This window comes from Exiguobacterium sp. KKT215 (genome assembly GCF_055635335.1).
This window is the reverse complement of sequence record NZ_CM145756.1, coordinates 2,894,511-2,920,334: the sequence shown is the minus strand read 5'-3', so window position 1 is coordinate 2,920,334 and position 25,824 is coordinate 2,894,511. Positions and strand designations below refer to the sequence as shown.

Sequence of the window (25,824 nt, the reverse complement as noted above, 5' to 3'; positions counted from 1 at the left end):
GGGGATGGAACGATGGAGTTTTGGGATGTGTATGATGTGGACCGCAAGAAGACAGGGCGGACGTGGCAGCGGGGCACCCGCCTCGAGAACGGCGATTATCATCTCGTCATCCACGTCTGTATTTTCAACAAGGACGGACAGATGTTGATTCAGCAACGCCAACCGTTCAAAGACGGTTGGGCGAACATGTGGGACATCACCGTCGGCGGCAGCGCCACGGTCGGCGATACGAGCCAACAGGCGGCGATGCGCGAGCTCGAAGAAGAAATCGGGCTAAAACTCGACTTATCACACACAAGACCGCATTTGACAGTCAACTTTGACGAGGGGTTCGACGACATCTACCTCGTCGAGACAGAGGTAGATCTCGATGAATTGACGTTACAGGAATCAGAAGTGCAGGCCGTACAGTGGGCGGACGAGGCGACGATTCTCGACATGATTCGTTCAGGCGAATTCATCCCGTATCACGAGGGGATGATTCCATTATTGTTCGCGATGCGAGGGCAGTGGGGAGGAATCAATCATGTGGCAGCCATACACGTGGATCAATGAACCTAATGAAGTGAGCGCCGGTGAGCGCTTGACGTTCCAGACAGCACCAGACACCGACTTTTGGCGGAACACCCATTACGGCTTCAACCGGATGACGGCACACGCTTTGGTGACGGACGTGTCGACCAAGCAGTTCACGTGTCGGGCGACGATTGAGATGGAGCCGAGCCATACATACGATCAAGCCGGCATCCTGCTGTACGTCAACGACGACCATTGGCTCAAGACGTCCGTCGAGTATATCCCGGACGGACCGTCACACCTCGGGGCTGTCGTCACGTCCTTTGGTTATTCGGATTGGTCGACGCGTGATTTCCCCAACAAGGACATTCACGGACGGTTGACGTTCGAACTCGTCTATACCGATGGTGATGTCGAGGTGTTCTTCGAATACGAGGGAGGTGCGCGTGAACAGTTGCGAATCGCTCATCTCCATGATGTGTCGACGTTACGCGTTGGACCGTACGCTTGTAGTCCGGATCCGGAGGCGCCTGGATTCACGGTCACGATTTCAGATTGGATCGTTACGGAAGCATCGACTTGAGTCATCAGTCGATGCTTTTTATCAAAATTAGGCGAGAATGCTCCCGCTTCTAAACGTCGCGGGCGAAGCCCTAGTGAAAGTGGGCTATGAATCGCCAACCTCTCTTTTGGGTATAAATACCTAAGGGAGGTGAACATCTTGTTGAAGCATAAAGCGTATAAATTCCGGATCTATCCGACAACGGAGCAGGAGATTCTGATTGCCAAGACGATCGGTTGTTCACGCTTCGTCTTCAACCACTTCTTGACGAAGTGGGAAGAGACCTACGAGGCGACAGGAAAAGGACTGTCCTACGGTTCCTGTTCGAAAAAAATCCCTGTACTCAAGCAAGAGTTCGACTGGCTGAGGGAGGTCGATAGTACATCTGTCCAAACCAGCGTCAAACACCTCGCCGAAGCGTTTGACCGCTTCTTCAAGAAGCAGAACGAACGGCCCCGGTTCAAATCGAAACGGAACCCCGTCCAATCCTATAAGACGAACATCCAAGGCAAGTCTCAACTTCCTGAGGTGTCGATCGTCGGCAACCGGCTTAAGCTGCCGAAGTTGAAGTGGGTCCGGTTCGCCAACTCGAAACAAGTCGAGGGCCGAATCCTCAGCGCCACGATCCGACGGAACGCGACGGGCAAATACTTCGTCTCCCTGTGCGTCGAGCAGGAGATCGACGAACTGCCAAAGACCGGCTCAACCGTCGGCGTCGACGTCGGACTGAAGCATTTCGCCGTCCTGTCCGACGGCACGGTGTACCAAAACGACCGCTATTTTCGCACGCTCGAGAAGAAACTGGCGCGCGAGCAACGAAAACTCTCCCGTCGTCAGCTCATCGCCCTGAACAAGAACATCAAGCTGTCCGAGGCGAAGAACTACCAGAAACAAAAACGCAAGGTCGCCCGCATCCATGAGAAGATCGCGAACAAACGTACCGACTTCCTGCACAAGGTGTCGACCGAGATCGTCAAAAACCACGACGTCATCGGCATCGAGACTCTGCAGGTGAAAGACATGCAACAGGACCGCAAGTTCAGCAAAGCCATCTCCGATGTCAGTTGGTCGGCGTTCTTCCACATGCTCGAGTACAAGGCGGACTGGTACGGCAAGACCGTCGTGAAGGTCGGGAAGACCTTCGCCTCGAGCCAGCTCTGTTCAAGTTGCGGCCATCGACACAGAGACGTGAAGCATCTCGGTCTGCGTGAGTGGACATGCCCGGGTTGCGGGACCCACCACGACCGCGATGTGAACGCAGGACTGAACCTCAAACGAGAGGCCGAACGCATCCTCGCCTCTTCAACCGTCAGGACGACGGGGCTAGCCTGATCAGGTTTCGACTGTTAGGTCGGATCACTCAGGAATCCTCCACCCCCAAGCGAAGCGTAGGTGGGGGTAGTTCAAGTCATTTTCATTTCACTTTAAGAAAATGGTTGAATCGAGGCATGGAAAAATTTATAATGACATTACCGAAAGCGCTTTCGGAAAGCGGTTTCAATCTGTACGTCACTAGAAGAGGCAAGGTCGATCGCGTCGTCCCTGCCTTCATTCATGCCAAGGGAGGAAATGTAATGAAGAAATGGGTCGCACTTGCACTCGGGACTGGGCTTGTCTTATCTGCCGCACAAGGCGCATCTGCCGAAAAGCCGGAGAAGAAAGACAACACGAAATGGAAGCTCGTCTGGTCGGATGAGTTCAACAAATCAGAGATCGACCAGACCAAATGGAACTTTGACACGGGGAATTGGTTGAAAGACGCCGAAGGCACACCGGTCACACCAGGTTGGGGAAACAATGAGAAGCAATTTTACACGGACAAAAACGAAAACGCTTTCGTAGAAGACGGGAACCTCGTCATCCGTGCGAAAAAAGAACAAGTGACGGACGAACTCGGGTCATACGATTTCACGTCAGCGAAGTTGACGACCAAAGGCAAGTTCAGTCAAACGTATGGCCGTTATGAGATGCGTGCGAAGCTCCCGACTGGAAAAGGGCTATGGCCGGCGTTCTGGATGTTGCCGGAACAAGACCGCTACGGCGCCTGGGCCGCGTCTGGCGAAATCGACATCATGGAATCGTGGGGCAGCCAGCCTGACAAGGTCGCTGGAACAATCCATTATGGCGAGAACTGGCCGAACAATAAATATACCGGCAAAGACTATCACTTCGAAGAAGGCGACGGCATCGACAAATGGCATACATATGCGGTCGAGTGGGAGCCAGGCGAGTTGCGTTGGTACGTCGACGGGAAATTGTATCAGACTCAAAACGATTGGTACTCGAAAGGGTTGAACCAAGCGACGAAATACAGCTATCCGGCACCGTTCGACCAAAACTTCTATTTGATTATGAACTTGGCCGTCGGCGGCTGGTTTGATGGAGACGTCGATGCGACGACACCATTCCCGGCCGATATGAAAGTCGATTACGTTCGCGTCTTCGATTTGAAGAACCGCGACTATCGCGAAGCGGTCGAACCGGTGTATACCGACGAAACGATTGTGCTTCCGGACGGGGCGAAACAACCGTCTGAAGACGGAAACCTCGTCTACGATCAAGACTACACAGAGCCAATCACGACCGTGACAAACGGTTCGCAGGCGCTCGATCCAGTGAATTGGAACTATGTGGCGCTACCGGACTTCGGTGGGGTCGGATCCATCGATGTGATTGAGCAGGCAGGTTCACGCTTCGCGGATATCTCGATCACGCAAGCAGGCAGTCAGCCGTACTCGCACCAATTGATTCAAAACGTATCCCTCGGTAAAGGCGGTCACTACAAAGTGACGTTCGACGCGAGTGCAGACTCGGCCCGCTCAATCGCTGTCAAAGTCGGCGGTGGACCAGACCGTGGTTACGCCAAATATTCGGATGAAGGTTCGTTCGATTTGACGACCGACGTCCAGACGTACTCGATGACGTTCGACATGACAGAAGACACGGACCTCGCGGCACGCCTCGAGTTCAACGTCGGCCTCAGCACGGCAGGCGTTCAAATCGGGAACGTGCGCGTCGAACAGACACCGCGTGAAGCGCTCGACCCGAACGCGACGAAACCGGCGCTCGGAGACGGCAACCATGTCTATAACGGCACGTTCGATCAAGGGGCAATGGACCGCTTGACGTACTGGCAGTTTGACCCAGGCGCAACGAAAGGCACAGGCACAGTTGATGAGGAAGCTCGTCACTTCGAGTTCGTGACGAACGCGAAGAAAGGGCAACCGGCAACGCTCGTCCAAAACGGCATTCAATTGACGGAAGGCCGTGAGTACGTGCTTCGGTTCAACGCGAAGTCGGAACGCATCAAATCGCTTCAAGTCGGCTTGAATGGATTGGACGGACAAGTGTATCTCCCGCTCCAAGACGTGGCGTTGACGCGCGACTTCCAATCAATTGAAATCCCGTTCACGATGGAACAAGAGTCGGATTTGTTGAGCCAACTCCAATTCGTGCTTGGTTCGGCTAAAGGTGAAATCACACTCGACGATGTGCAATTACTGGATGTGACACCGATCGATGTTGATCCATCACCTCTCAAGAACGGTTCATTCACTGAAGGATTGACGCATTGGGGCTCGTACGTCCACTTTGACGCTCAAGCGGCGGTCGAAGCGGTGAACGAGGCGGCTCAATTGTCAATCACGCAAGAAGGACAAGAGCCGTGGAGCGTGCTCATGGAGCAGGGTGGTCTCGAGTTACATGCAGGTCAAACTTATGTCGTGCGCTTTGACGCCAAATCGACAGTAGCCCGTAACATGGAAGTGACGATCGAGAACGCAGCCTACACGCGTTACTTGAGCGAAATCGTCCAAGTTACTCCTGAGACGAAGTCGTACGAGTTCGAACTCACGATGGGGCAGACAGACATGACAGCTATGAAATTCTTGCTCGGTCGCACGGAAGGCTCGCCGCTCGGCGCGCACGATGTGACGATCGACAACGTCAGCGTGACCGTAAAATAATCGAAAGCAAGAGCGCCTCGCATGCGAGGCGCTCTTTGACGTTTTAAGATTCTCGTTTCCGGCTGATCAACCGTGCCGTCCTGAGCAAGGACGGGAGCAGTTTCCGACGCTTGCGGATGGCCAAATATCTGGCTTCCCACGTCGGTGTGAACTTTCGTTTGAATTGACGGAGCCCGCTGAACGGATAGATGTAACTGATGTTCTCGAAGATGTCGGCCGCAATCCGCTCTGGCCAGTACGCGAATGTGTGCTCACCGACCGAGGCGAGCGGTGCCATGCCGAGGCCGACGTGGGCATAATCGTTGTCCCGTGCCCACTCGATCACGTGCAGAATCAGCACCTCAATCGATCCGGGCAGGGCGTCACCGTGAGAGCGCATCAAATCGATGGAGACAGTATCACTGCCGCGGAGCAACGTGATGAAGGCGACGACTTGTCCCGTCTCGTCACGAAGGAGGGCGACCGGATAGTGGGACAAGGCCTGCTCGTTGAAAAAGCCGAGCGAGAACCCTTTCTCACTTCGATTACCGAGCCAGTCTTCCGAGATGCCGCGCAATGATGCAGTCAGCTCGAAAGACGGATTCATGACGATGTCAGCCGTATAGCCTCGCTTCGTAAATTGGTTGTGGAGCGAGCGCATGTTGGCACGCTTTTTGCCAGTGAGCGAGAACGTGGCGACATCAACCGTCGCCTCTTCACCGAGCTTGAAGAAGGTGAACCCGGCGTCGTGCAGGCGCGGCATCCAGTCCGGGGTGACTTGATAAAAGAGCGGGATATAGCCGAGCCGGTCCGTTTCTTCGATAAAGGCGAGCAATAGGTGTGACGCGGCGTCTCGCGCTCCTTGCACATCCCCGAGGACGATGGCGTGATTGCCAGATACGGCGAACAAGAGACACGCCTCGTCGTCCGGCCCATAATAGACGAGTTTGTCGTTCATATAGGCCAAGTCGAACGCGCTCGTCGTCACATGCGTGGCTTGAAACGCCGCGAAGCGGGACGGTTCAAACGACGTGCCGAGCTTTGGACGTTTCAACCGGTTGAACAGCGTGAAGATGCCAATCAACAGCAGTCCGGACAAAACGACGGCGGCGATGCTCAACGCGGCGGCAGCTTCCGGATCGAAGAAAATCGTGTCGGTCTGACTGAACGACTGCAGCAGGAACGCATGCGTACCGACATAGAGGCCGACATAGGCGACGTTGCGGACGAAGCGGCTGACGGTCACGATGGAGCGATAGCGTTTGTGCTGGGTCCGGGTCAACCAGACAAACAAGGCGAACCCACCGACGACGAACGCTTCAAACAGATTGAAGCCGCGCGCGATGACACCGATACTGGCAATGAAAACTGCGACCCCGACGAGCCAGAGCACACGCTTCGTCCGAATGTACATCCCGAACGTGGTCAGTAGCGTCAACAGACCCGCCGTGAACAGCGCGAGCGTGCCAACCCACTGTAACCAGAGGGCGGTCGAATAGAGCGGTGACACGCTCGGTAACAGCGTCTGGAACCACAAGACGAGGCTCGTCATCAATGCAATCAGGCTTCCGGCGAGCCGTCCGGTCTTGGCGAGTGTGCGCGACACGATGCGCCAGACGACGGTTCCGATTTCATAAGACGACCCGATGATCGGCTTATACTCGATCTGTTTGACGACCTGGTCCCCGAAGACGAGAGCCGCCAAGAACAGGCCGATCATGAACGGGACGATGAAGTAGACAAAGCGATAGACGATCAAAGAAGACAAAACAATCTCTTGGTCGATGCCGAGCTGGGTCATCCCGACGAGGTATAATAGATCAAACGAACCAACACCACCCGGGACGAGCGAGACGACCCCGACGATAGTCGCGACGATGAAGACACCCATCATGGCTGTGAGCGGTGCTTCGCCTCCGAGCAAATGCAGGGCATACAAGGCGACGAGTCCGGCCGTCACCCATTCGGCGAGCGACGTCGCGATATAGCCGAGCAATGTCGTCCAATCTAAGTTCGAGCGTTTCCGCGTCACGTATATGTAGAGCGGCAGGACGGCGAGTGTCGCGAGGAGCACGGGCCAAATCCATTGTTTCGTTCCGGTGAGCACGCCGGCCGGGAAAAGTCCGATGAGCACTCCTGCGGCAAGCAGCGACAAGCCGCTGATGAGCGTCGGGGTCATCCAACCGATGGCCCGGAGCAAACGCTTCGTATCCGTATACGGTCGATACAGCGACGTCCGGAGCGCGATGCCGATGACGCCGCCAAACCCGATCATGCCGTTCATCGCGTTAGTGATCCATGCCGCGCGAAGCAGCTTCGAGAGCGGGAGCTGGACGTCGAGCGAGCGCAGTAGAAAGTAGTCGTATCCGGTCATCGTCAAAACGGCGACGAGTCCGAGTCCGATCAAGGCAATCTGTTCGAAGCCCGTCAACGCCTCTAACGTTTGAAACGCCGCGGCGAGCGACAGGTTTTGGAGCTCCTGACCGCTCTGATAAAGAATCAATCCAATCAATAGGAATGGAAGCAACCATTTCAGTTGTTTCCAGGAAAATCGCTTTTGCATCGTATGTGCTCCTTCTGACAAACTATCGAAATCTTGATTAGCTAAAGTGTACTCAATTGAGTCGTGTAATCATAGTACGAGTCAGACGGGAAGACGGATTCAAAATAAATGAGATTCGTGAATCGCGGGAATGTAGACTGTAAACGCAAGAAATAGGACGAGTGAACGAAAATCAATCTGATACAGTGGAACAAAGGGGGTGACGAGATGCTGACGTTTGAAGAGAAGTGGGAGAAAGTGCTCGCCTGTGACGCGACATATGACGGACAGTTTTATACCGCGGTCAAGACGACCGGGATTTACTGTCGGCCCTCGTGCCGCTCGCGGAAGCCGAAGCGGGAGAATGTCGATTTTTATGAGACGAAAGCGGAAGCGGAGTCGTCTGGCTTTCGGCCGTGCAAACGATGTCAGCCCGAGGTCGACCGTAGTCCGGCGAGCGCGCTCGTCCATGACGTGACGGCGTTCGTGCTCACGCATTACAAATGGCCGCTCAAGCTTGAGGAGATTGCCGAGCACGTCAGCTTGAGCCCGTTCTACGTCGAGCGGACGTTCACGCAAGCGACGGGCGAGACGCCGCGCCGTCTGCTCGAAAAGGTTCGCATCGACAAGGCGGCCCATCTGTTGCGGACGACGGACATGAGCAATCTCGCCATCTGTTATGAGGTCGGCTTTCAAACCCCATCCAACTTTTATCGCGTCTTCCGACGGCTAAAGGGTTGTTCACCGAGCATGTATCGAAAGGGGGGAGCCGATGAGTCGCTCATCGTTCGAGATTCACGTCACCGCTCCGTTTGATTTTCAACAATGTCTGCAGTTTTTGCGCCGCTCAAACGATGAAGTGATGCATGTCGCCAGTGAAACGTCCGTCTCCAAGCTGTTCGATGTGGACGGACGATTGCTGCTAGGGGACATCAAGGAGACGGCTCACGGCCTCGTCATCACGTTCCCGGAAGACGACATCACGAGCTCGGAACAGGAACACGTGGAGCGCTACGTCCGCGACTGGTTCGACCTCGACCAAGACGTCGCGGCGTTTGTGCGGATGGCCGAGACGGATGAACTGTTGCGTCCGCTCGTCCGAGAGTACGAGGGGCTACGCCTGATCGGCTTCCCGGACTTGTTCGAGGCGCTCGCGTGGGCCGTCATCGGTCAACAGATCACGCTGTCGTTCGCCTATACGTTGAAACGACGGTTCGTCGAGCAGTATGGACCATCCCGGGAAGTGGACGGCGTGACGTACTGGGCGTTCCCAAATCCTGAGACGATTGCGCTGCTCGACCCGAGTGAACTGAGACCGCTCCAATTCAGCACCCGAAAAGCAGAATATATCATCGGCATCGCCCAGGAAATGACGGACGGACGATTGTCGAAACAGCAGTTACGCAGCGAGCCACCCGACGTGATGCATGAACGGTTGTTAAGCTTACGCGGTGTCGGGGAGTGGACGGCCGCGTATGTCCGGATGAAGTGTTTCCAAGATCCGACGGCGTTCCCGGTTGCGGACGCTGGTCTGCATCAGGCGTTGAAGCATCATCTTGGGCGAAGCGACAAGTTGACGACAGACGAAGTGAGGCAGTACGGGGAACGCTTTGCCGGATGGGAAGCGTACGCCACATTCTATTTATGGAGGTCGTTGTATGGAGACGTATAGACTGGACTATGTGAGTCCGATTGGAATTCTAGAGATTGTCGGGACAGAGACGGCCATCTGCTCCATCCTGTTCGTCGAACGGAATGATGTCCGCTTTGAAGCGGATGAGACGACGCCGGACGTGTTGAAGACGTGCTACCGAGAAATCGAGGAGTACTTCAACGGACGTCGCCAATCGTTCACGTTCCCGTTTGAAGTCGAGGGGACGGTGTTTCAACAGGACGTGTGGCAGGCGCTGGTCATGATTCCATACGCCGAGACGACCTCGTATCGCGAACTGGCCGTGACACTCGGCCGGGACCGCGCCGTGCGGGCCGTCGGCAGTGCCAACGGGCGCAATCGGTTGAGCATCGTCATCCCGTGCCATCGCGTCATCGGATCGAACGGGACGTTGACGGGCTATGCGGGCGGCCTCTGGCGAAAGGAATGGCTGCTTCGACACGAGCAAACAAACGCATATTCGGGCCTGGCAAAAAAACATCTACCCCTCCATATCTGATACAATGGAGAAGTCCTATCGTGACGTCTGAATCGACGTAGTGGTCTAGGACGATTCTCGTCATTTAGGGGCGATTATTTGGAGGGTACCATGATAAAATTACTAGCAGATTCAACTTGTGATTTATCCGATGAGATTTTAGCAAAATATGAGATTGGCGTCGCGCCGCTCATCATTACGATTGACAATAAATCGTATGAGGACCGTGTCGACATCCAGCCCGATGAGTTTTACGGAATGTTGGAAGCGCTACCGGAATTCCCGACGACGGGGATGCCGAGCCCGGCGACATTTATGAAGTTGATGGAAGAGGCCGTCGAGAGCGGACATGATGAGATTCTATGTATCTGTATGTCGAGCGGGACGAGCGGGTCGTATCAATCGGCCGTGCTCGGAAAAGAATACTTCGAAGAGGCGCATCCGGATTCGACGGTGAAGATTCATATCGTCGACTCACGTTCGATGAGCCACGGGAGCGGCTGGTTGTTAATGAAGAGCGCCCAGATGCGTGAAGCTGGGGCGACGTTCGAGGAGCTCGTAGATTTCAACGAGAAGTATAAGCTGAAAGTGAAGCACTTCTTGTCGGTCGACGACTTGGACCACTTGATTAAGAGCGGCCGCATCTCGAATGCGAGCGCCATCATCGGCAAGCTGTTGATGGTCAAGCCAATCATGAGCATGAAGAATGGCAAAGGGGCCATCGTCGCGAAAGAACGGGGAACGCGTAAAGTGCTCAAGCACTATACGGACGAGTTCATCAAACGCTGCGACAAGGATATCACCAATTTCGTCATCATCGGCTATACGTCGGATCAAAAGATTGCTGAGAACTTGAAGGCGAAGATTCAAGCCGAATCCGACTTCAAAGGCGAGATTTACCTCATGCAGATGGGCGTTTCGGTCGGAACGCACGTCGGTCTTGGTGCCATCTCGATGTTCTTTGTGGAGAAATAAAAAACGAAAGCCGTCTCGGGAATGAGACGGCTTTTTCTGTGGATAACGTTATCCACAGGCAGGGACGGGCCAGGCACGTTCCACAGACCAAGAGTTATCCACAATTTTAAGGCGATAGACGTCGGGATTGCTGAGATTGCGCCACGTGTCGAAGTCATAGCGGTTATCCACATGTTGAAGAAGCAACGCGAGCAGGTTGCCGTGCGTCACGAGGACGGTCGCACCGTTTATGTCGTCGAGTGGATCGATGACGCTCAAAATCCGGTCCGTCGCATCTTGACCCGACTCGGCGCCCGGCAAACGGAACGAGGTGTCGGTGAACGAATGGCGGAGCAGTTCGAACCAATCGTCGCGCGGTTCAAGCGAGAGGATGCGTTCGCGCAACTTCGGATTCGTCTCGATGGTCAGCTGCTTGGATGTGGCGAGCGGTGCGATCGAGGCAGTAGCTCGCGTATAGTCGCTCGAGATGATGCGGTCGACGGGAATGTCTCGAAAGAAGTCAGCGAGGGCGAGTGCTTGTTGTTCGCCGGCTTCGGTGAGTGGGGCGTCCGGCTCTTGGCCAGTCGCCGAGCAATGACGGATGAGATAGAACGTAGACATGATGAATCCTCCTTCGTTATAGGGTTGGGTTCTTACCAGACGGTCAAACTCGTCCTCGTATCGTTGGCGTCGGTCAAATAGGCGACGTCCTCAAAGGAACGGGATAGGGCGTGCGTATAGAGTGATTCAATCATTTGTTGATCTTTGCAGTACATATCGACGAACGTGGAGTCGACGATGAGCAGGGCAAGGTCACAATGGCTATCACGAAACGCCTCATACGTCTCAATGTCTTTCACCGGTCCTTTCGAAAAGGCCTTTAAATTCGCGAAGATGAGATAGTGCTCATCCTGATGAATCAAATGAGAAAACGTTTCTCCATCTACCTCGGTCTCTCCAGGAAACAACGGTTGATGGAGGTCGCCGTTCTTCACACGATACGATTCCTCACCACCGACGAACCAGCTGTAAGAGGTGATATCGATGGGACTCAACATGTCGGCCAGAAAGCGTCCATATGTATTCGGGATTTTAAAACGGATGCCGCGCTTCAAGGATTGCATTCCCCCCTTCAAAAGTTTCATGGATGAAATCCGTACTTAACCCTTATCAAACATCACAAAAGCGTTATAATCAATATAACAATTATAAACGGGGCGAGTCGGCGAATGGGGATTTACCGAATCGTCTCATACACAAATCCAGGGGAGAAGGATGGGGTTTTCATGAGCAGTGTTCAAAAGAGAACAGACGTCATTTTGATTGGTGCAGGCATCATGAGTGCGACGCTCGGGTCGCTCTTTAAAGAGCTCGTACCAGAGTGGGAAGTCAAAGTGTTTGAGAAGCTCGAAAGTGCAGGGGAAGAGAGTTCGAACGAATGGAACAACGCCGGGACGGGACATGCCGCCCTCTGCGAGTTGAACTATACGACCGAGAAGCCGGATGGTACGCTCGACATCTCGAAAGCGATCAACGTCAATGAGCAGTTCCAAATCTCGCGTCAGTTTTGGGCGCATCTCGTCAACAAAGGCTTGATTCGAAACCCGGAAGCGTTCATCCGTTCGATTCCACATATGAGTATGGTCCAAGGCGAGAATGATGTCCGCTTCTTGAAGAAACGTTTGGAAGCGCTAACAAATAATCCGTTGTTTGAAGGGATGGTTTTATCGGATGACCCGGAACAACTCCGTGACTGGATGCCGATTGTCATGGAAGGACGTTCCGTCGATGAGCCGATCGCGGCGACGAAAATCGATTCAGGTACCGACGTCAACTTCGGTGCGCTTACACGGATGCTGTTTGACCATTTGACCGGCCAAGGCGTCGAGGTCAATTACAAGCATAGCGTCGAGGACGTGAAACGGTTGGCGAACGGTTTGTGGGAAGTGAAAGTGAAAGACATCGAGGCGAACACGATTGAGACGCACACGGCGCCGTTCCTGTTTATCGGCGGCGGTGGCGGTAGCCTACCGCTCCTTCAAAAGACGGGCATCCCGGAGTCGAAGCACATCGGCGGATTCCCGGTGAGTGGTCTGTTCCTCGTCTGTAAGAACCGTGACGTCATCGAACAGCACAACGCGAAAGTATACGGCAAAGCGAAAGTCGGCGCACCGCCGATGTCGGTGCCGCACCTCGACACGCGCTTCATCGAAGGGCGCAAAGAATTGTTGTTCGGACCGTTCGCCGGCTTTACGCCGAAGTTCTTGAAGACGGGCTCGAACCTCGATCTCCTCCAATCGGTCAAACCATACAACGTCGTGACGATGCTCGCGGCTGGGGCGAAAGAGATGCCGCTCACGAAATATTTGATTGAGCAGGTGCTCTTGTCGCACAACAAACGGATGGACGAGCTCCGCGAATTCATTCCGACCGCGAAGAATGAGGACTGGGAAATTGTCGTCGCCGGACAACGCGTCCAAGTCATCAAAGACACGCCGGACGGTAAAGGGACACTCCAGTTCGGAACGGAAGTCGTCAGCGCCGAAGATGGATCGGTCGCAGCACTTCTCGGTGCGTCACCGGGCGCATCGACGGCCGTGCACGTCATGTTAAAAGTACTCGAGCAGTGCTTCCCAAGCCGGATGCCGGAATGGGAACCGAAAATCAAAGAGATGGTGCCGTCTTATGGCGTATCACTCTCCGATCACCCGGAACTGTTCAAGACGATTCACGAATCGACAGCGATGGCGCTCGGCCTGAAAGAGAAAGGCGTCGTCCACAATTAAGCGAGTACAAGCGAGGATATGTTCATATTCTCGCTTTTTCTTTGTGATTGTAAGACAATTAATCCATATATTGGTTAAAAGTAAGTAGGTGTCTACATAAAAATAGGAGGTGCTGCATGAATAAAATCATTCTTTCTGAATGGGAGCGTATGAAATACGGTGATTATGTCGACAAACTTCGAGAGTACCCGGACTGTTTCGAGTATTGTGTGGTTCCCAACTACGAAGACCATATGGAGATCGCACAGACGGAATGTATCCAGTTGGGCGATTGTTTCGCAGTCTTGATGAGGCATGCGGATCACTATATCCTTGTTGCCATCCTGTTCGATGTCGAATGGGAAACGAGACAAGTGTTAGAATGGCTTGACCGCTGGGAAGTGCGTTGCATGAGACCGACAACAGAGACGCTTCTAATCTCACACGCGAATGATGTGATTGAACAAATCAAATTCAAAGACCATCCACTTCTCTTGATTGAAAAAGGATTGAAGACATTGCTTGTGGATCCCGAAGAGCTCGTTGATGTGGCGGATGTGTATGATCAGTATAAGAAAATCAATAACACAGGGCTCGCGGAAGATGTCATTGTCGAGAGTGAATAAAGGGGGATATGATTGTGCAAACACATGAACAGCTACAGGCATGGGTCGAAGTACCTTCCCACGACATCTATTTTCGTCCATTCGTCAGTAAATCATTTGATTCAAAAGGGAATGTTTTTATAGTGGGGATCAATCCGGCCACACCGATTTCAAAAGATGCGTTTTCAAGTGTCGAGGACTACATTAAAACGTTTTGCGACCGTGAACGCTTCATTGAGCAAATAAAGACGATTCGGTTGTCTCAAGGAAAAAGTCCACTATCCCGTACGCGGGTTGGTTTGAATCAATTTGTGAATGATTTAGAGGAAAAGTCTATAGGAAAGATTGATGTCATTGAGACGAACATGAATGCATACCCGACGAGGCGAGCAAAAGAATTGCGTCAAGTGGACCCTGATTTGACCCGACATGGCAGGCAAATTTTCCGTGAGCTATTAGTCGCCTACCAACCAAAAGCAATAATCGTCCACAGCAAGCAAGCACTGGGCGAATTGCTGGCGTTATTGGAAACAGAAAAGCTGAACCCCTCTGTAACCTTCAATCCTAAAGTACGATTGGTGGATTGGATTGCAGCCGGGCCAATCACTTTCACATATAAAGATGGAACAAGCGGAACGATTTTTTGCTCCAAGCACTTTATGTATCACGGACATGTGGGACAAAGCTTCCAGCCGCTGAAAGAACAGGTGCTGGCCGTCTTTAAACAATAAAAAAAGACCTCTTCGCACGGAAGGGGCCAATCAAGTAGTGGCGACAGGTTCTTCGCTCAAATAAGCAGCAATTTGTTGATCGATAATTTCTTCCGATAATTCAAGCGCGAGCGAAAGTTCTTTCACGAGGATCGTTTTAGCGTTCTCTAGAATCTTACGGTCCTGTTCATATAACTTTTTGTTCAACAAGAGAGCTTCGCTTTGGCGGCGAGCAAGCGTGTTGATGACTTGAGCGATCTCGTGACGGTTACCCGAGTGCACGACGTTCAAGAATTCGCGATTGCGGTTGTTCGGATGGGGATTCCATTCGACACCCGGCGAGCGGAACGATTCGAGGATCTCTTTTGCTTCTTTCGCTTCAAGGAGCGTCAACATCATCACTTTATCACTATCGACGGGGATACTGATTTGCAACTTCTGTGCGTTATTGATGGGATGGAGCGTGTAGTACGACTTCGTCTCACCCGCGACCGTCATGTCGGAAATGTCGTCAATGCGGCAAACTCCGTGGGTCGAATAGATGATTAAATCACCAGTTTTGAACAAATCGATCACCTCTTCCTTTCATCAAGTATAGTAGTTCATGACACGAAATGTCAACTCGGTTGACATTTGAGGTGAGATATGACACAAAAAAATCCCTCCCAATCGTTAGGAGAGATTACAAATTCCAGTCGGCTTTCAACAACATTTTCAGTTGTCGGAACGCGTCATCACCGAGTGAATCGGCTATTTTTTGTTCGAGTTCGGCTTTCAGTGACTCGTTCTGTTCGTAGCAACGGACCCCGAGCTCGGTCAGCTCGATACATTTATCTTTTCGACTCGTCGGATGATCGGTCACCGTGACGAGTTCTTTCGCTTTCAAGTTCTTGATGAGCTTATGGATCGCTTGACGGGAGATGTGGACGTTGCGCGTCACTTCGGCAATGGTCGGTTTTGTTTGATAAATCCGGGCGAGCACGTACCATTCGGAGTTGGAGATGTAGATATCGTGTTGCTCGTTCCAAGCCCGCTCGCTAATGCGACGGATTTGGTCATGTCGCTCACTGAGGAGGTCGAGGAGTCGTGTCGTCGGTTCTGTTGGAGTCAAATTGGTCACTCCTATTCGTTTTGTCGTTCCTAACTATACAAAAGCGGATGTGCCGCGTCAATGCGCGAAATGAGTTCGCCATCCTCTGATAGGATTTGGCGGTTTGGGGAAAGAACAGAAACAGAGGAGGGACAATCATGCCGACACGTACCGATTTATTTCAACGCTATAAACAACATATTCTCGAACTGCCCGACCTGGAGGAGACGACACTGAAGAGTGAACCGTTCCTGCTCGAGGAGGACCCGAACAAGCAACTCACGATTTATTATGCGCCGTTCGAATACATCAACCCGAACGCCAAAGTCGTCATCGCAGGGATTACGCCGGGACTGTATCAAATGCGGCAATCGTTCGAGGCGATTCGTGATTTGGCGGACGCACCCGACGAGGAGGCGCTCCGAGCTGTCAAACAACGAGGCAGCTTCTCCGGACCGATTCGCAAGAACTTGGTGACGATGCTCGACGACTTGGAGTTGCATCACCACCTTGGGATTCCGACGACGCTCGACTTGTTCGGCGAGGCGAACCATCTCGTGCAGAATACGGCGGTGCTGCCGTATCCGGTCTTTTATAAAGGGAAGAACTACAACGGGTCGAGTCCAGACATGTTGAAGACGGATTTATTTCGGTCTTATGTCGAAGGAGGGTTCGCCGACGAGATGGCCGTCCTCGAGGACGCACTCATCTTGCCGATGGGGATTAACGTCCGTCGTGCCGTCGAGACGCTCGTCGACAAGGGCATTATCGCGCCAGAACGCGTCGTGAGCGGATTTCCACATCCATCAGGGGGGAACGGCCATCGACATCGAATCTTTGCCGAGAATCGTGAATCGATGCGGCGCCACATCGCTGAGCATTTCAAACAGCACCCGTTAAAGTGAACCGCCACGTGCGGTTCTTTTTTTGTGAAGCACCTCACCTGACAAGTCTGCTTTAGTTCGCTAAAATGGGTTACGAGGTTGACCCAGTTTTCCCATGAGAGAAAGGAACCATCTATGATCACGTTAACGAATGTCAGCAAACAGTTCGGCCGCGACGCAGCCGTCCGTGACGTCTCGCTTCAAATCGAGCGTGGCGAGGTATATGGCATCATCGGCGCGAGCGGAGCCGGCAAATCGACGTTGCTCCGACTGATGAACCTGCTCGAGACACCGGATACAGGGCAAGTCACGATTGATGGCGATGAGTTGACGGGCCTGTCGAGTCGACAACTACGCGAGAAGCGTCACGTCATCGGCATGATTTTCCAACAGTTTAATCTCGTCGCGAACAAGACCGTCTTTGACAACGTGGCCGCCTCGTTGAAGCTGGCCGGTCGACCACGGGCGACGCATGAGGCCCGGGTGCTCGAGTGCCTGCGTTTCGTCGGGCTCGAGTCATTCAAAGACAAATACCCGGCACAACTAAGCGGTGGTCAAAAGCAGCGCGTCGCCATCGCGCGGGCGCTCGCGAACGAACCGCACGTCTTGTTATGTGATGAGCCGACGTCGTCGCTCGACCCGAACACGACGGCCGAAGTGCTCGGCGTGTTGAAGTCGATTAACGAGCGGCTCGGCGTTACCATCGTCATCGTGACGCATGAGATGGACGTCATCAAACAAGTGTGCGACCGCGTGACCGTCATGACGGACGGTTCGGTGTATGAGACGATTGACGTCATTCCGAGCGGGGTCGCAGACATCGACGACAACCCGTCCTGGTTCGTCGACCAACTGAAGAAGGCGGGTGAACCACATGCCTGAGGTGCTCCAGCAATATCAGACTGAGATTTGGCAATCAATCGGGGAGACGTTCATCATGGTCGGCGTCTCGATTCTCGCGGCCGTCCTGCTCGGTCTGCCGCTCGGGACGTGGCTCTATTTGTCACGGAAAGGGCAGCTGTTAGAGAATCGGGCCGTCTTCTCCGTGCTCAACTTGATCGTCAATATCGTCCGCTCGTTCCCGTTCCTGTTACTCGTCGTGTTTTTGATTCCATTTACGCGGCTCATCATCGGAACGGCCATCGGGACGGCGGCGGCAACCGTTCCGCTCGCCATCATCGCCATCGCCCATTACTCGCGACTCGTCGAGCAGTCACTCCTTGACGTCCCGCGCGGCGTCGTCGAGGCGGCCGTGTCGATGGGGGCGTCCATCAAAGACGTCATCTTCAAGTTCTTGTACGTCGAGGCCCGTTCCGGTCTCGTCCTCGGGCTTACGACGTCAATCATTAGCTTCATCTCGTACTCGACCATCATGGGGGTGGTCGGGGGCGGTGGCATCGGCGACTTTGCCATCCGCTACGGCTATCAACAGTTCAAGACGGAGCTGATGATGTACATGATTCTCATCATGCTCGTCTTCGTTCAGATGATTCAGTTCACCGGTACGACGGTGGCTCGGCTCATCGACAAACGCTAATTACCTAAAGAAAGAAGGAGAACTTATGAAAAAATTATTGGCGCTTTTCGCCTCACTCACACTCGTCCTCGCGGCGTGTGGGAACGATTCAGAAACGAACACGACGGAAGCCCCGTCAAACGAGCCGCAGACGCTCAAAGTCGCATCGCTCATCCCACCGATGACGGATATGCTTGAAATCGCGAAAGAGCAACTCGCAGAAGACAACATCGAGCTCGAAATCGTCGTCCTCGGTGACAACGTCCAACCGAACACGGCGCTCGCAGCAAAAGAAGTCGACGCGAACTTCTTCCAACACGTCCCGTACATGGAAGAGTTCAACCGCAGCAATGACGCCAACCTCGTCCCAATCGAACCGATTTACTTCGCCAACTACGGTGTCTACTCGAAAGAGTATGACAACATGGACGATATCCCGGAAGGCGCGACGATTGCCATCGCGAACGACGTGTCGAACATCGACCGCTCGCTCTCGTTGCTCGCACAGCATGATGTGATCGAGCTCGGTGAGAAGAACGGTTCGTATTACACGCAAGCCGATATCACCGAAAACCCGAAGAATCTCAAGTTCGAGGAAGTCGATTTGCTCATGCTCGCGCGTGCGTATGATGACGTCGATGCGGTCCTCATGACGCCGGCTTACGCGGCTCCACTCGGCTTGACGCCGAAGAGCGATGCTCTCTTGACGGAAGGTGTCGAGAACGACTTCGCCATCACGCTTGTTGCTCGTGAAGACAACAAAGATGAAGAAGCGATCCAGAAACTCGGAGAAGCACTCACAAGTGACGAAGTCCGCGCGTTCTTGGAAGAGAATTACGAAGAAACGGCGATTCCGGCGTTTTAACGAGAAAAGATTGAGCCCAGACGGCTCAATCTTTTTTTTAGTATTCCTCGTATTCTCTCGGGTCTTGATTATCGATACGGCCGTCCGGCTTCGTCAGTGCGTTGAGCGTCTCCATCTCGTCCTCGGTCAATTCGAAGTTGAAGACGTCGAGGTTCTCTTTTTGGTGCAACTCGCTCGACGAACGGGGGAGCGGGATGACACCGAGTTGGACGTGCCAACGCAGAATGACTTGAGACACGGTCTTGCCTTTTTGTCTTGCTAGTTCCGCAATCGTCTCGTCATGCGTGACGGTCCGGGCTCGGCTCAACGGACTCCATGCCTCAGTGATGATGCCGCGCTCTTTGTCAGCTTGACGCTGTTCCACTTGGGAGAAGTATGGGTGGAGCTCGATTTGGTTGATGACCGGTGTCTCACCCGTCTCCTCAATCAAACGGTCGAGGTGCTCAGGCATAAAGTTCGAGACGCCGATTGAGCGGATCCACCCGTTCTCTTTCGCTTGGATGAGTGCGCGCCACGCCTCCACGTATTTGTCTTGTTTCGGGTTCGGCCAATGCAACAGGAACAAGTCCCAATAGTCGAGGTTCGCCCGATAGAGTGACTCACGAATCATCTCGAGTGCATCATCATAATTAAAATATTGAGCCCGCAGCTTCGACGTCAAAAACAGCTGCTCGCGCGGGATGCCAGATTGGCGGACGGCTTCGCCGACGGCACCTTCATTGTCATAGCGAATCGCCGAGTCGATGAGACGATAGCCGTTGCGGATGGCGCTCGTGATGGCGTCGACGCCCGGTTCACCTCGTAAATAGACGGTGCCGAGCCCGATGGCCGGAATCTCGTAGCCATCATGTAGTTTAATGGTTGGGATGTTCATAAAATGCCTCCTCATTCAAAATCCGTTCTCTTGTCCGATATTCCACTTTCCCGGGGAATCAAACGTTTGAATCGGTTGGAGTAAACCAAAATGAAGTTGCCTATTTTCCTGTTTTTGGGATAATTGAAGAGAGGTGATGGGGATGAAGTGGTGGTGGATGTTCGGGATATTGGCCATTGGAGGAATGATGGTCGTAAATGAGGCTTGGTATGGAAACTCGGCGGCGTTTGGAACGGCGACCAGTATGATTATCGTGACGTTGATTGGCCTAAAGAGTTTAGAAAACCGATATCGGATAAGAATGGGAGTCATCTTTTCATTATTGATTGCTGGAGCAATTTACTTCGGGTTGCCGAATTATTCGGTCGCTGAGGCAGAACATAACCTGAAACAAGTACATAAGAACGTGAACTATGTGAATGATGTCGGGGTGGTGAACGAAGGCTGGAATCCGTTTCAACCAAACCGTGTCTATTTATTTGAAATCGATTCAGGGGACCGAGTCTTGTTTTTACCCGATTCAGGAGACATTATAAAAACGCGTCCTCCAATGTGAGGACGCGTTTCTGATTAGTTGCGAATCATATAATCGAAAGCACCGAGTGCGGCAGTCGCACCAGATCCCATCGAGATGATGATTTGTTTGTAGGCGCTGTTCGTGCAGTCACCTGCTGCGAACACACCTGGGACGTTCGTCGCGCCATGACGGTCGACGACGATTTCACCGAAGTTGTTGCGTTCGACCGAGTCGAGCCAGTCCGTGTTCGGGACGAGGCCGATTTGGACGAAGACGCCTTCGAGTTCGACGTGATGCGTCTCGTTCGTCTCACGCGACAAGTACGAGATGCCGTTCACTTTATCCGTACCCGTGATTTCTGTCGTCTGTGCGTTCGTGACGACGGTCACGTTCGGGAGGCTGTGGAGACGGTCTTGAAGCACTTGATCGGCTTTGAGTTCGGCAGCGAACTCGAGCACCGTCACATGTTTGACGATTCCAGCGAGGTCGATGGCTGCTTCAATTCCAGAGTTACCGCCACCGATGACTGCGACGCGCTTGCCTTCGAAGAGCGGGCCGTCACAGTGCGGGCAGTAGGCCACACCTTTGTTTTTGAACTCAGCTTCACCTGGGACGTTGACGTTGCGCCAGCGTGCACCAGTCGACAGGATGACACTCTTACTCTTCAAGACGGCACCGTTCTCAAGTTCGACTTCGACGAGGTCTTTCTTCTCGAGGCGCTTCGCGCGCTGGAGGTTCATGACGTCGATGCCGTACTCTTTCACGTGCTCTTCCAAGCTCGCGACGAGTTTCGGGCCTTCCGTGTAAGATGTGCCGATGAAGTTCTCAATCCCCATCGTGTCCATCACTTGTCCACCGAAGCGTTCCGCGACGATGCCGGTCCGGATACCTTTACGAGCCGCGTAAACCGCTGCGCTCGAACCAGCCGGGCCGCCACCGATGACGAGGACGTCATACGGTTCTTTGTTGTCAAATGCCGAAGCGTCAGGACCAGTTCCGAGTTTCGCCAAAATCTCTTCAAGTGACATGCGTCCGTTGCCGAACGCCTCACCGTTCAAGAAGACGGTCGGGACAGCCATGATCTCTTTCGCTTCCACTTCTGCCTTGAACGCGCCACCGTCAATCATCGTGTGTGAGATGTTCGGGTTGAGGACGCTCATGACGTTGAGTGCCTGGACGACGTCCGGGCAGTTATGACAGCTGAGGCTGATATACGATTCGAAGTGGTACGTGCCTTGAATGTTTTGAATCTGTTTGATCGCATCTGCGTCCACTTTCGGCGCCCGGCCGCTCACTTGGAGCAACGCGAGGACGAGTGACGTGAACTCGTGACCGAGCGGGATGCCCGCGAAGACGATTCCTGTCTCTTCAGACGGACGGCTCACGCTGAAGCTCGGTGTGCGTTCGAGCGTGACGTTCTCGACCGAGATGCGTGACGACATGCTCGCGAGTTCGTTCACGAGGTCGAGCATCTCTTTTGAGACCGCGTCGTCTCCAGCGCTGACACGAAGGACGACATCGCCCTCCATGAGCTGGAGATATTGGTCCAACTGTTGTTTAATATCTGCTTCTAACATGAAATCCGCTCCTTACAACTTGCCGACGAGGTCGAGGCTTGGGCGAAGTGTTGCAGATCCTTCTTCCCATTTAGCCGGGCAAACTTCGCCTGGGTTGTTGCGGACGTATTGTGCCGCTTTGACTTTGTTAACGAGTGTGCTCGCATCACGGCCGATGCCGCCTGCGTTGATTTCAACTGTTTGGATGACGCCGTCTGGGTCGATGATGAACGTACCGCGGTCAGCAAGGCCATCTTCTTCGTTCAAGACGTCGAAGTTACGTGAGATTGTGTGTGATGGGTCACCAATCATGATGTACTCGATTTTGCCGATTTTCTCAGACGTTTCGTGCCATGCTTTGTGCGTGAAGTGTGTGTCAGTCGATACTGAGTAGACTTCGACGCCGAGGTTTTTAAGTGTCGCGTATTCGTTTTGAAGGTCTTCAAGTTCAGTCGGGCAGACGAATGTGAAGTCAGCTGGGTAGAAGCAAACGACGCTCCATTGACCTTTGAAGTCGTTGTCCGATACTTCGAGGAATTCACCTGTTTGGAATGCTTGTGCTTTGAAAGGTAAGATTTCTTTGCCGATTAATGACATGGGATATGTCCTCCTTGGTTTTTTTACTCTAGTGGACTTTCGTCTCTACTAGAATAATTATAATGTAATACTAACTTCATATAACCCGCCAAAAATGTCAAGGCGTTTGCATGTCTGGTAAAATGTTGATATATCAACGTTAAATGGATAAATCGCTTGATGAAAGGAAAGAAAACGATTACAAAATAAATGTGCTTTTGTTTTCAATAACCTATGCAAAAAAAATAAAACCTAATTCAGAGACATAGGTTCGATGAAGAAATGAATCCTTGATTCTCGTCATAAATCACTAGATTATCAATTACAAATAAAAAAACCTTAATCTGAAGGCAGATCAAGGTTGCTGAATCTTATGGATGATGTCTTGATTAAATTCTACTCGATCTATGCCTTTATGGAGGCGAGCGTGACAGTTCGGACAAACTGCTACAACTTGGTCAGGTTGCGACAAGCCATCATCGGATTCTTTGTAGAGCGAGTGGAGCTCGAGATAAGGTCCGTTTTCCGTTTCAAACGGAGCTGGTTGCTCACAAGCTTCGCAACAGTTATTGGCACGAGCCAGCACATAATAATGAAGTGCTGCTGTTTGTTCGCGAACTTGTAACTTTCGAGCGGACATACTTAAACCAGTTGCTCGTTTTGGATCGCGAGATGCAATTTCCTCTAACTCTTCAATTGATTTATAGCGCATCGTCGATGAGAACTGATGGGCTTCTTCCTGAATTACATGCAGTGGTTCAAACGCAAAGACGATCACTTCTCGTTGATTGTGATATTTATCAATTCCAAATTGAATATCAAAACCAATTAAAATGAGTTGATCGACAAAGCGGTAAGTCCCTCGTCCAAGCGATTCGAATAAATAAACGTCTTCGCCATTTTCTACATGGTTGAGGAGAGCTTTATTTCCGAAAGAAAACGATTGATTCCCTTCCTGTCCTTCTCCGCTGTAATAGTAGAGACCGTCATCTTCATTCCAGCCATTTTTATAGCCAAACTCTTCGTCCATTCCACTATCGAATATAAAGATGAGTTTATGTTTGTTTGGGGTACTAATCCCTCGTTGTCGACTTCCACCGTAACGATCGTGAAGTTCAGAGCGTTTATACAACTTATTTTTTTCGAACAGCATATGACACCTCAATCCCAAGAATTTCTTCTACGTTAAATTGTATCACGTCTTCATACGAATAAATGAAAAAGACAGAGGTCGCCCTCTGCCTTTCAATCATTCTGCCATCAACGCGCACACCGCATTCGAATAGGCGACCGGGTCTTCGATCGGTAGCCCTTCGATGAGGAGCGCTTGCTGATAGAGCAAATCGGTATACTGTTTCGCTTTCGCCTCATCTTCTGTATAGACGCGTTGCAACGTCTGGAAGATGGCGTGGTCGGCGTTCACTTCGAGCACTTTCTCCGCTTTCATGCCGCCGCCGTTCGGCATCGCGTTCAAAATTTTCTCCATCTCGATTGAGACGTCACCCGCGACTGTCAAGCAGACCGGATGTGACTTGAGGCGGGTCGAAGCACGCACTTCTTTGACGCGGTCGCCGAGCTCTTGTTTCATGAAGGCGAACAAGTCTTTGTTGTCCTCGTTGAGCGAATCGGCCGCCTCATCATCGAGACCGAGGTCACCGCTCGCAATCGACTTGAACTCTTTATCGTCATACGACTGGAGCATCTTGATGGCGAACTCGTCGATTTCTTCAGTGAAGTAGAGAATCTCGAAGCCTTCTTCTTTCAAACGTTCCGCCTGAGGGAGGAGGTCGATGCGGTGAATCGATTCACCCGTCGCGTAATAGATGTACTTCTGGTCGTCTTTCATGCGCTCGACGTATTCCTTCAGCGTGACGAGCTTCTTCTCGTTCGATGAGTGGAACAAAAGCAAGTCTTTCAAGTCGTCTTTGGCGGCGCCGAACTGGTCGTAAACGCCGAACTTGAGCTGACGGCCAAACGATTCGAAGAATTTTTCGTAGTCCTCGCGCTCGTTTTGGAGCATCTTCTCGAGCATGCCTTTTATTTTCGACTTCACGTTTTTGGCGATGACGCGGAGTTGACGGTCCTGTTGTAGCATCTCCCGGGAAATGTTGAGCGAGAGGTCTTCCGAGTCGACCATCCCTTTGACGAAACCGAAATAGTCCGGGAGCAGGTCAGGCGACTTCTCCATGATCAAGACGCCGTTCGAGTACAGCTCGAGCCCTTTCTCGAACTCTTTCGTGTAATAGTCGAACGGGACCGTCGATGGGATGTAGAGGATCGACTGGTAGCGGATCGTGCCGTCGACGTTCAAGTGCAGGTGCTTGAGCGGCTCGTCGAAGCCGTAACGTTTCTCATGATAGAACGCCTTATAGTCCTCGTCCGAGAGTTCGCTCTTCCGTTTGCGCCAAATCGGCACCATGCTGTTGATTGTCTCTTCTTCGACATAGTCCTCGTATTCTTCCGAGCCGTCTTTTTGACGATGCTTCGTCACATCGAGCTTAATCGGATAGCGGATGAAGTCCGAGTGCTTCTTGATGAGCGAACGAATCTCGTACTCTTCGAGGAACGTCGAGTACGTCTCGTCGTCCGTGTCAGATTTCACATGTAACGTGATTTCGGTCCCGACGTCGGTCTTGTCGGTCGGCTCGATCGTATAGCCATCCGTACCTTCCGATTCCCACAAGTAGCCTTGTTCGCTGTCGACCGAGCGGGTGCGGACCGTCACGCGGTCGGCGACCATGAACGCCGAGTAGAAACCGACCCCGAACTGGCCGATGAGGCTGTGGTCTTCTTCCATCTTCGTCGCCTGCTTCATCGCGAGCGAGCCGCTCTTGGCGATAATCCCGAGGTTCGATTCGAGCTCGTCGGCCGTCATCCCGATTCCGGTGTCGCGGATGGTGATCGTGCGGGCGTCTTTGTCGAGCTCGACTTTAATGAAGTAGTCGTCCTTGTTGAAGTCGATTGCCTCATCCGACAGGGCCCGGTAATACATCTTGTCGATGGCATCACTCGCGTTCGAGATGAGCTCACGGAGGAAGATGTCCTTATGCTTATAGATTGAGTGGACCATCAACTCTAAAATTCGTTTCGATTCGGCTTGAAACTGTTTCTTTGTCATGATCGTTCTCCTTTTTGTTTGTTCATTTTTGGCACTCTATTCATAAGAGTGCTAACACTATTGATTATCCTAATTTTTAG

At 52.5% G+C, this 25,824-nt stretch carries 26 protein-coding genes; 16 read left to right on the top strand and 10 right to left on the bottom strand.

Annotated features, from left to right (window positions below; genetic code table 11):
- Window positions 1–12: 12 nt before the first annotated feature.
- The 4 genes from ACZ2GZ_RS15260 (at window position 13) to ACZ2GZ_RS15245 (ending at window position 5,043) form a co-directional block, all read left to right on the top strand.
- The gene (locus tag ACZ2GZ_RS15260) at window positions 13–555 is read left to right on the top strand and encodes an NUDIX hydrolase (protein WP_029596416.1); all 543 of its coding nucleotides are present in this window, start codon (window positions 13–15) and stop codon (window positions 553–555) included.
- The gene (locus tag ACZ2GZ_RS15255) at window positions 527–1,099 is read left to right on the top strand and encodes a DUF1349 domain-containing protein (protein ID WP_058765221.1); all 573 of its coding nucleotides are present in this window, start codon (window positions 527–529) and stop codon (window positions 1,097–1,099) included. Before ACZ2GZ_RS15260 ends, ACZ2GZ_RS15255 begins: the two co-directional genes overlap by 29 nt.
- Before the next feature lie 138 nt (window positions 1,100–1,237).
- The gene (gene tnpB, locus ACZ2GZ_RS15250) at window positions 1,238–2,410 is read left to right on the top strand and encodes an IS200/IS605 family element RNA-guided endonuclease TnpB (protein ID WP_214715345.1); all 1,173 of its coding nucleotides are present in this window, start codon (window positions 1,238–1,240) and stop codon (window positions 2,408–2,410) included.
- 242 nt (window positions 2,411–2,652) lie between these two features.
- The gene (locus tag ACZ2GZ_RS15245) at window positions 2,653–5,043 is read left to right on the top strand and encodes a carbohydrate binding domain-containing protein (RefSeq protein WP_214715337.1); all 2,391 of its coding nucleotides are present in this window, start codon (window positions 2,653–2,655) and stop codon (window positions 5,041–5,043) included.
- Window positions 5,044–5,086: 43 nt separating this feature from the next.
- Here ACZ2GZ_RS15245 and mprF read toward each other — a convergent pair whose 3' ends face one another.
- Window positions 5,087–7,585: a bifunctional lysylphosphatidylglycerol flippase/synthetase MprF gene (gene mprF / locus ACZ2GZ_RS15240; protein ID WP_214715335.1), complete on the bottom strand. Its 2,499-nt coding sequence runs from the start codon at window positions 7,583–7,585 to the stop codon at window positions 5,087–5,089.
- Between the two features lie 207 nt (window positions 7,586–7,792).
- Here mprF and ACZ2GZ_RS15235 point away from each other — a divergent pair, with 207 nt between their 5' ends.
- The 4 genes from ACZ2GZ_RS15235 (at window position 7,793) to ACZ2GZ_RS15220 (ending at window position 10,689) form a co-directional block, all read left to right on the top strand.
- Window positions 7,793–8,380 (top strand): bifunctional transcriptional activator/DNA repair enzyme AdaA, encoded by a 588-nt coding sequence (locus tag ACZ2GZ_RS15235; RefSeq protein ID WP_021067899.1) that lies wholly within the window; start codon window positions 7,793–7,795, stop codon window positions 8,378–8,380.
- Window positions 8,337–9,236: a DNA-3-methyladenine glycosylase family protein gene (locus tag ACZ2GZ_RS15230; protein WP_214715333.1), complete on the top strand. Its 900-nt coding sequence runs from the start codon at window positions 8,337–8,339 to the stop codon at window positions 9,234–9,236. Before ACZ2GZ_RS15235 ends, ACZ2GZ_RS15230 begins: the two co-directional genes overlap by 44 nt.
- The gene (locus ACZ2GZ_RS15225) at window positions 9,223–9,735 is read left to right on the top strand and encodes a methylated-DNA--[protein]-cysteine S-methyltransferase (protein WP_214715331.1); all 513 of its coding nucleotides are present in this window, start codon (window positions 9,223–9,225) and stop codon (window positions 9,733–9,735) included. Before ACZ2GZ_RS15230 ends, ACZ2GZ_RS15225 begins: the two co-directional genes overlap by 14 nt.
- A gap of 90 nt (window positions 9,736–9,825) precedes the next feature.
- Complete coding sequence (locus ACZ2GZ_RS15220) at window positions 9,826–10,689, top strand: DegV family protein (RefSeq protein ID WP_029596408.1); 864 nt, start codon at window positions 9,826–9,828, stop codon at window positions 10,687–10,689.
- A gap of 48 nt (window positions 10,690–10,737) precedes the next feature.
- Here the strand turns inward: ACZ2GZ_RS15220 and ACZ2GZ_RS15215 are convergent, their stop codons facing one another.
- Both ACZ2GZ_RS15215 and ACZ2GZ_RS15210 read right to left on the bottom strand, forming a co-directional pair.
- Window positions 10,738–11,289: a histidine phosphatase family protein gene (locus tag ACZ2GZ_RS15215; RefSeq protein ID WP_214715329.1), complete on the bottom strand. Its 552-nt coding sequence runs from the start codon at window positions 11,287–11,289 to the stop codon at window positions 10,738–10,740.
- 32 nt (window positions 11,290–11,321) lie between these two features.
- Window positions 11,322–11,792, bottom strand: a complete 471-nt coding sequence (locus ACZ2GZ_RS15210; protein ID WP_251135293.1) for a DUF2691 family protein — start codon at window positions 11,790–11,792, stop codon at window positions 11,322–11,324.
- Window positions 11,793–11,954: 162 nt separating this feature from the next.
- On the opposite strand from ACZ2GZ_RS15210, the gene mqo reads away from it, so the two are divergent.
- The 3 genes from mqo (at window position 11,955) to ACZ2GZ_RS15195 (ending at window position 14,769) form a co-directional block, all read left to right on the top strand.
- Window positions 11,955–13,454 (top strand): malate dehydrogenase (quinone), encoded by a 1,500-nt coding sequence (gene mqo / locus ACZ2GZ_RS15205; protein ID WP_029596406.1) that lies wholly within the window; start codon window positions 11,955–11,957, stop codon window positions 13,452–13,454.
- Between the two features lie 116 nt (window positions 13,455–13,570).
- A complete protein-coding gene (locus tag ACZ2GZ_RS15200) occupies window positions 13,571–14,059 on the top strand; it encodes a hypothetical protein (RefSeq protein WP_214715327.1) in 489 nt (162 codons plus the stop codon).
- Between the two features lie 14 nt (window positions 14,060–14,073).
- Window positions 14,074–14,769, top strand: a complete 696-nt coding sequence (locus tag ACZ2GZ_RS15195) for a uracil-DNA glycosylase family protein (RefSeq protein WP_214715325.1) — start codon at window positions 14,074–14,076, stop codon at window positions 14,767–14,769.
- Between the two features lie 30 nt (window positions 14,770–14,799).
- Here ACZ2GZ_RS15195 and ACZ2GZ_RS15190 read toward each other — a convergent pair whose 3' ends face one another.
- Both ACZ2GZ_RS15190 and ACZ2GZ_RS15185 read right to left on the bottom strand, forming a co-directional pair.
- Window positions 14,800–15,324 carry a CarD family transcriptional regulator gene (locus ACZ2GZ_RS15190; protein ID WP_029596405.1) on the bottom strand — a complete coding sequence of 175 codons (525 nt, stop codon included), beginning with the start codon at window positions 15,322–15,324 and terminating at the stop codon, window positions 14,800–14,802.
- 106 nt (window positions 15,325–15,430) lie between these two features.
- A complete protein-coding gene (locus ACZ2GZ_RS15185) occupies window positions 15,431–15,859 on the bottom strand; it encodes a MarR family winged helix-turn-helix transcriptional regulator (protein ID WP_021067910.1) in 429 nt (142 codons plus the stop codon).
- 137 nt (window positions 15,860–15,996) lie between these two features.
- On the opposite strand from ACZ2GZ_RS15185, the gene ACZ2GZ_RS15180 reads away from it, so the two are divergent.
- The 4 genes from ACZ2GZ_RS15180 (at window position 15,997) to ACZ2GZ_RS15165 (ending at window position 19,103) form a co-directional block, all read left to right on the top strand.
- A complete protein-coding gene (locus ACZ2GZ_RS15180; protein WP_021067911.1) occupies window positions 15,997–16,743 on the top strand; it encodes a hypothetical protein in 747 nt (248 codons plus the stop codon).
- Window positions 16,744–16,857: 114 nt separating this feature from the next.
- Window positions 16,858–17,604, top strand: a complete 747-nt coding sequence (locus tag ACZ2GZ_RS15175) for a methionine ABC transporter ATP-binding protein (protein WP_214715323.1) — start codon at window positions 16,858–16,860, stop codon at window positions 17,602–17,604.
- Complete coding sequence (locus ACZ2GZ_RS15170) at window positions 17,597–18,259, top strand: methionine ABC transporter permease (RefSeq protein WP_214715311.1); 663 nt, start codon at window positions 17,597–17,599, stop codon at window positions 18,257–18,259. The genes ACZ2GZ_RS15175 and ACZ2GZ_RS15170 overlap by 8 nt, the downstream gene beginning before the upstream one ends.
- 25 nt (window positions 18,260–18,284) lie before the next feature.
- Window positions 18,285–19,103 (top strand): MetQ/NlpA family ABC transporter substrate-binding protein, encoded by an 819-nt coding sequence (locus ACZ2GZ_RS15165; RefSeq protein WP_021067914.1) that lies wholly within the window; start codon window positions 18,285–18,287, stop codon window positions 19,101–19,103.
- Window positions 19,104–19,140: 37 nt separating this feature from the next.
- On the opposite strand, the gene ACZ2GZ_RS15160 is transcribed toward ACZ2GZ_RS15165, so the two are convergent.
- A complete protein-coding gene (locus tag ACZ2GZ_RS15160) occupies window positions 19,141–19,977 on the bottom strand; it encodes an aldo/keto reductase (RefSeq protein WP_021067915.1) in 837 nt (278 codons plus the stop codon).
- A gap of 142 nt (window positions 19,978–20,119) precedes the next feature.
- On the opposite strand from ACZ2GZ_RS15160, the gene ACZ2GZ_RS15155 reads away from it, so the two are divergent.
- The gene (locus ACZ2GZ_RS15155; protein WP_131472010.1) at window positions 20,120–20,533 is read left to right on the top strand and encodes a hypothetical protein; all 414 of its coding nucleotides are present in this window, start codon (window positions 20,120–20,122) and stop codon (window positions 20,531–20,533) included.
- A 14-nt stretch (window positions 20,534–20,547) separates the two neighbouring features.
- On the opposite strand, the gene ahpF is transcribed toward ACZ2GZ_RS15155, so the two are convergent.
- The 4 genes from ahpF to htpG all read right to left on the bottom strand — a co-directional run bounded on the left by ahpF (window position 20,548) and on the right by htpG (window position 25,744).
- The gene (ahpF, locus tag ACZ2GZ_RS15150; RefSeq protein WP_058765242.1) at window positions 20,548–22,071 is read right to left on the bottom strand and encodes an alkyl hydroperoxide reductase subunit F; all 1,524 of its coding nucleotides are present in this window, start codon (window positions 22,069–22,071) and stop codon (window positions 20,548–20,550) included.
- A gap of 12 nt (window positions 22,072–22,083) precedes the next feature.
- Window positions 22,084–22,647, bottom strand: coding sequence for an alkyl hydroperoxide reductase subunit C (gene ahpC / locus ACZ2GZ_RS15145; RefSeq protein ID WP_021067918.1), 564 nt, complete (start codon window positions 22,645–22,647; stop codon window positions 22,084–22,086).
- 334 nt (window positions 22,648–22,981) lie between these two features.
- The gene (locus ACZ2GZ_RS15140; RefSeq protein WP_021067919.1) at window positions 22,982–23,779 is read right to left on the bottom strand and encodes an SRA domain-containing endonuclease; all 798 of its coding nucleotides are present in this window, start codon (window positions 23,777–23,779) and stop codon (window positions 22,982–22,984) included.
- Between the two features lie 96 nt (window positions 23,780–23,875).
- Window positions 23,876–25,744, bottom strand: coding sequence for a molecular chaperone HtpG (gene htpG, locus ACZ2GZ_RS15135; protein ID WP_470295379.1), 1,869 nt, complete (start codon window positions 25,742–25,744; stop codon window positions 23,876–23,878).
- Window positions 25,745–25,824: the final 80 nt, after the last annotated feature.

What these genes read in the sequence shown, in the direction of transcription:
- ACZ2GZ_RS15180 (WP_021067911.1), top strand. Translation starts at nt 15,997, where the DNA reads ATGCCGACACGTACCGATTTATTTCAACGCTATAAACAACATATTCTC.
- ACZ2GZ_RS15155 (WP_131472010.1), top strand. Translation starts at nt 20,120, where the DNA reads ATGAAGTGGTGGTGGATGTTCGGGATATTGGCCATTGGAGGAATGATG.
- ACZ2GZ_RS15165 (WP_021067914.1), top strand. Translation starts at nt 18,285, where the DNA reads ATGAAAAAATTATTGGCGCTTTTCGCCTCACTCACACTCGTCCTCGCG.
- ACZ2GZ_RS15200 (WP_214715327.1), top strand. Translation starts at nt 13,571, where the DNA reads ATGAATAAAATCATTCTTTCTGAATGGGAGCGTATGAAATACGGTGAT.
- ahpC (WP_021067918.1), bottom strand. Translation starts at nt 22,647, where the DNA reads ATGTCATTAATCGGCAAAGAAATCTTACCTTTCAAAGCACAAGCATTC.
- ACZ2GZ_RS15235 (WP_021067899.1), top strand. Translation starts at nt 7,793, where the DNA reads ATGCTGACGTTTGAAGAGAAGTGGGAGAAAGTGCTCGCCTGTGACGCG.
- ACZ2GZ_RS15220 (WP_029596408.1), top strand. Translation starts at nt 9,826, where the DNA reads ATGATAAAATTACTAGCAGATTCAACTTGTGATTTATCCGATGAGATT.
- mprF (WP_214715335.1), bottom strand. Translation starts at nt 7,585, where the DNA reads ATGCAAAAGCGATTTTCCTGGAAACAACTGAAATGGTTGCTTCCATTC.
- ahpF (WP_058765242.1), bottom strand. Translation starts at nt 22,071, where the DNA reads ATGTTAGAAGCAGATATTAAACAACAGTTGGACCAATATCTCCAGCTC.
- mqo (WP_029596406.1), top strand. Translation starts at nt 11,955, where the DNA reads ATGAGCAGTGTTCAAAAGAGAACAGACGTCATTTTGATTGGTGCAGGC.
- ACZ2GZ_RS15225 (WP_214715331.1), top strand. Translation starts at nt 9,223, where the DNA reads ATGGAGACGTATAGACTGGACTATGTGAGTCCGATTGGAATTCTAGAG.
- ACZ2GZ_RS15170 (WP_214715311.1), top strand. Translation starts at nt 17,597, where the DNA reads ATGCCTGAGGTGCTCCAGCAATATCAGACTGAGATTTGGCAATCAATC.
- ACZ2GZ_RS15210 (WP_251135293.1), bottom strand. Translation starts at nt 11,792, where the DNA reads ATGCAATCCTTGAAGCGCGGCATCCGTTTTAAAATCCCGAATACATAT.
- ACZ2GZ_RS15140 (WP_021067919.1), bottom strand. Translation starts at nt 23,779, where the DNA reads ATGCTGTTCGAAAAAAATAAGTTGTATAAACGCTCTGAACTTCACGAT.
- ACZ2GZ_RS15160 (WP_021067915.1), bottom strand. Translation starts at nt 19,977, where the DNA reads ATGAACATCCCAACCATTAAACTACATGATGGCTACGAGATTCCGGCC.
- ACZ2GZ_RS15215 (WP_214715329.1), bottom strand. Translation starts at nt 11,289, where the DNA reads ATGTCTACGTTCTATCTCATCCGTCATTGCTCGGCGACTGGCCAAGAG.
- ACZ2GZ_RS15255 (WP_058765221.1), top strand. Translation starts at nt 527, where the DNA reads ATGTGGCAGCCATACACGTGGATCAATGAACCTAATGAAGTGAGCGCC.
- ACZ2GZ_RS15245 (WP_214715337.1), top strand. Translation starts at nt 2,653, where the DNA reads ATGAAGAAATGGGTCGCACTTGCACTCGGGACTGGGCTTGTCTTATCT.
- htpG (WP_470295379.1), bottom strand. Translation starts at nt 25,744, where the DNA reads ATGACAAAGAAACAGTTTCAAGCCGAATCGAAACGAATTTTAGAGTTG.
- ACZ2GZ_RS15260 (WP_029596416.1), top strand. Translation starts at nt 13, where the DNA reads ATGGAGTTTTGGGATGTGTATGATGTGGACCGCAAGAAGACAGGGCGG.
- ACZ2GZ_RS15230 (WP_214715333.1), top strand. Translation starts at nt 8,337, where the DNA reads ATGAGTCGCTCATCGTTCGAGATTCACGTCACCGCTCCGTTTGATTTT.
- ACZ2GZ_RS15175 (WP_214715323.1), top strand. Translation starts at nt 16,858, where the DNA reads ATGATCACGTTAACGAATGTCAGCAAACAGTTCGGCCGCGACGCAGCC.